Below are 3,472 nucleotides of genomic sequence, written 5' to 3'. Positions count from 1 at the left end.
CCAATAAGTCGCTGGGACTCGTAGCCTCGTCCACTACATCCAACGCTCGGATCGTAGCCCCGTCCACTACCTTTAAAGCTGGCCGAGCTACGCTCATTCCAGTAAAGCTCTAGCGGCACGGCCCTAGCGCTACCGGAGGGTTCATGTCATTCGGGAAACATTTTGAAATGACGAAGTAATTTCCGAACGGTTCCTTAACCGCAAGGAAGTCGGCCGATTGACTCGGTTAAGTTGGCAAAGTTAACGGTATCTGTTTGAGTCGACTGGATTGAGATTTCAATTACAATTCGACGCTAAAAAACCGAATGGCAAGCTAGCTCCGGTGCGTTCGCACGCCACTTTCGAAGATCGCGATTAGAGCAACTAATCCTTTGGCACTACGGTCATCACGCCTGCGATGTCACGGAACAGCAAAATGACCTAATTGTCAGCATCCGCTGTGTGACACAACCGATCTTCCGCTTGAGTTCACTGAAACCAAGCCGGCCGTCGAGCCAATAGAAAAGTACGATCCCTTACAACTTCCCGCCAACGTCGCTCCAACGTCGCTTCAACGGGACAGGCGGGCAGCACGTAACTGGTGTGCTGGGGCTTTTTCTTGGTATCCCTTTTGTGCCTACGTATCGGAAATGTGCGTACTTGTTCGTTGCAGTCGTACTCGTATTATGTGCATGGAGACGGCCAAAGACACACAGTTTCAAACAGACAGGAGAAACAAAATGAAAGCGATGCTCATTCACGCCTATGGCGAAAACGCGACTTTTGAAGCAGCGGATGTTGCGAAACCCGACGTGAAATCTGGCCACGTGTTGGTCAAGATCGCCGCTTCGAGCGTGAACACGGTCGACACGATGATTCGCCACAGGGGGAAGGACTTACCTTTGTCGTCGGATACGCCAGCCCTTCTTGGGATCGACATCGCCGGAACGGTTGGCAGAGTGGCCCATGTCGCGCTGCAACTGGCAAAACACCGGAGTGTAGAAGACTACTCGACCGGTGAGGTTTAACCCATGATCCTTTCCCCTACCAAAGCTTAATCGTCCACAAGAAACGTGTAACCAAGTCAATGACCGAAAAGGGGGAACCCTGACCGGCATCGACATGCACCAGCGAGGCTGGGTGTTTGCGCAGCGCATTTGCCCCGAGCCAATCGTCCGCGGAAAGGAACGGCCACACGCTGGCCCGTTCATTTTCTTTCACTGATATTAATACTGCCGTCTTGCCCATATCTATTGAGATTCCCTATGAAAGTTCTAATTGTTCACGCTCACCATGAGCCAAAAAGTTTTTCGTCGTCGCTTGCAAAACGCGCTAAGGAGAAACTTCTTTCGCTCGGTCACGAAGTCACCTTCAGCGATCTGTACGCGTTGAAATTTGACCCCGTCTCGGACCGCCGCAACTTCACGACGACCAAGGACTCCGGTTATCTCAAGCAACAGGCCGAAGAAGTTCACGCAACCGAAAACGATGGGTTCGCTGCTGACGTGGAAGCTGAGATGCAAAAGCTCGAAGCTGCCGACGCAGTCATCTTCAGCTTTCCACTTTGGTGGTTTGGGATGCCTGCCATTTTGAAAGGTTGGGCCGACCGCGTTTTGGCAGCTGGGCGAATTTACGGTGGTCCCAAGCTGTTCGAAGGCGGCATTGGCGGAGGCATCAAGCGCGGTCTAGTCCTAATGACGACCGGCGGGGGTGAAGCGACGTATGGTGGCTGGGGAGTGAACCCAGCACTCGATCGAATGATGACACCTATTCAGCACGGCATTTTTTGGTTTAACGGGTTTCGTCCGCTGGATCCCTTCGTTGCCTGGTCACCCGCTCACATCGGCGATGAGGGCCGCCGAGAGCAATTGCAGGAACTTGACCGAAGGATGGAGTCGCTTTTCGATGAAACTCTGTTGACGCTCCCGCCGCTTGCGGATTTTCCTAGCTTTAGTGTCGATACGAAAAACCGATTTCAGGTGGTCGTTCGATTCGTCAAACCATTCGACGAGGAATTTCATCGACTGGTACCCGCCGAACACAAAATGATCGACGAATGGCGACGCGATGGACGGCTACTCGAGTTTACTCGTTCGGAAATGGACGATCCGAATCCGCGAGTCTTCATGACGTTGCGTGCGACCGACGCTGCGGAGGTCCAGGACTGGTTCGGACAACTGCCGTTAGCAGACTACCTTGAGACTGAAGTCACCAAGCTTCATAAGCCCGTATAGCGACACGTTGCAAGCGAAAAATATTGCATCTGGCACGAAAGACGCGTCGAAAGATGCGTAAGGTTGATGGCGGATTGCTACGTCTCAGTTTATCCAGCCATCATTTTTCAGAACTTGACATTTCCACGAGTGACTTTGATGCAACCCACGATCGATCCGTTTCCTTGACACCGAAGGCTGCCAACGAACATACTCTCGGGACTTAACAAGGTCGTCCTATCCGGTTGGTATAACGGATACTATCTTTGACGAATCTACCACTTTCATTCTGCATTGACCTGTTACAGGAAACATAGAAAGAGAACTCTGAATGCCTCAAAGACGAATGGATCTGTACTTCCCCAATTTGAACGCCGCTTGCGAGGACGTTCGTCACTTGCGTCAAGTTGGCAATGAGTTGACCGGGCAATGGAGTCTTGCCCAGATTCTCGACCACCTGAATCTTTCGTTGCAGATGACGCTCACCGGTGCTGAGTTCACGTTCCCTGTTCTTTTGCGGCCACTGTTTCGAGTGATGTTCAGCCGCACGTTGCGTGTTGGGAAGCCGTCGAAATTGCGTGGAAAGGCTCCAAAGGAGATTCAGCCCTCCGCAGATCTTGATGAAGATTCCTGTGCAAATCGCTTTTATGAACTTTGCGATACCCTAATGCAGCCCGACACCAAATTCGTTGAGACCTATCCGATGCTCGGGCGGTTAAACCGGGGACAGTGGCTTCAATTGCAACAGTGGCATTGCGCTCATCATTTGAGTTTTGCAGTGCCCCACGTATCTCGATCAAACATCGTCTACGAGTCCCAGCGACTTAGTGGCACGACGGGACTCGTAGCCTCGTCCACTACAGAGAAAACACTTCACCCGCGTGATTTGTAATAAGACTCGATTGACGAAGTTATTTCTGAACAGTGCCTTAACGCAGGACTTGCCCAGCAAACACGCGGCGTTCCCCGAACGCAGAATCGTACAACCCCAGCAATATGTTTTTTTTGCTGACTACACGTTTGGCAAATCAATATGTCCACCATGAGCATTTGCCAACCAAATTACTTGACCTGAGATTCTGGTTCTCCGATACTCGGTGATTCCCCAAGCGGAGATAAGTTCTCGTCGCACAGGCGATAAAACTTGCTGTGTCATTGGCCCGACCAGCGACAACACTCATGGGATCAACTTAGCACCTCGACAACCGAAGATAATTACCTCGCACCCCGATTGGAAATTAGTATTCGATGAATTGGCCTTGGCGGTCCAACGTGGTATG

3 protein-coding genes are annotated in these 3,472 nt (G+C 51.5%); all 3 read left to right on the top strand.

The features are described 5' to 3' along the window. Positions 1-719: 719 nt before the first annotated feature. The 3 genes from ABX962_RS32875 (at position 720) to ABX962_RS32865 (ending at position 3,084) form a co-directional block, all read left to right on the top strand. On the top strand, positions 720-1,007 hold the full coding sequence (locus ABX962_RS32875) for an alcohol dehydrogenase catalytic domain-containing protein (RefSeq protein ID WP_372725915.1): 288 nt from the start codon (positions 720-722) through the stop codon (positions 1,005-1,007). Between the two features lie 237 nt (positions 1,008-1,244). Then, positions 1,245-2,213 (top strand): muconolactone Delta-isomerase family protein, encoded by a 969-nt coding sequence (locus ABX962_RS32870; RefSeq protein ID WP_372725914.1) that lies wholly within the window; start codon positions 1,245-1,247, stop codon positions 2,211-2,213. Between the two features lie 310 nt (positions 2,214-2,523). Beyond that, positions 2,524-3,084: a DUF1569 domain-containing protein gene (locus ABX962_RS32865; protein ID WP_372725913.1), complete on the top strand. Its 561-nt coding sequence runs from the start codon at positions 2,524-2,526 to the stop codon at positions 3,082-3,084. The last annotated feature ends 388 nt before the right edge of the window (positions 3,085-3,472 follow it).

The sequence above is a fragment of the Novipirellula sp. genome, from assembly GCF_041583735.1.
In the GTDB taxonomy this organism is placed as follows: Bacteria; Planctomycetota; Planctomycetia; order Pirellulales; family Pirellulaceae; genus Novipirellula.
Note: the sequence above shows the minus strand (reverse complement) of the source record. Positions and strands in the feature narration are given on the sequence as shown.

What these genes read in the sequence shown, in the direction of transcription:
- ABX962_RS32870 (WP_372725914.1), top strand. Translation starts at nt 1,245, where the DNA reads ATGAAAGTTCTAATTGTTCACGCTCACCATGAGCCAAAAAGTTTTTCG.
- ABX962_RS32875 (WP_372725915.1), top strand. Translation starts at nt 720, where the DNA reads ATGAAAGCGATGCTCATTCACGCCTATGGCGAAAACGCGACTTTTGAA.
- ABX962_RS32865 (WP_372725913.1), top strand. Translation starts at nt 2,524, where the DNA reads ATGCCTCAAAGACGAATGGATCTGTACTTCCCCAATTTGAACGCCGCT.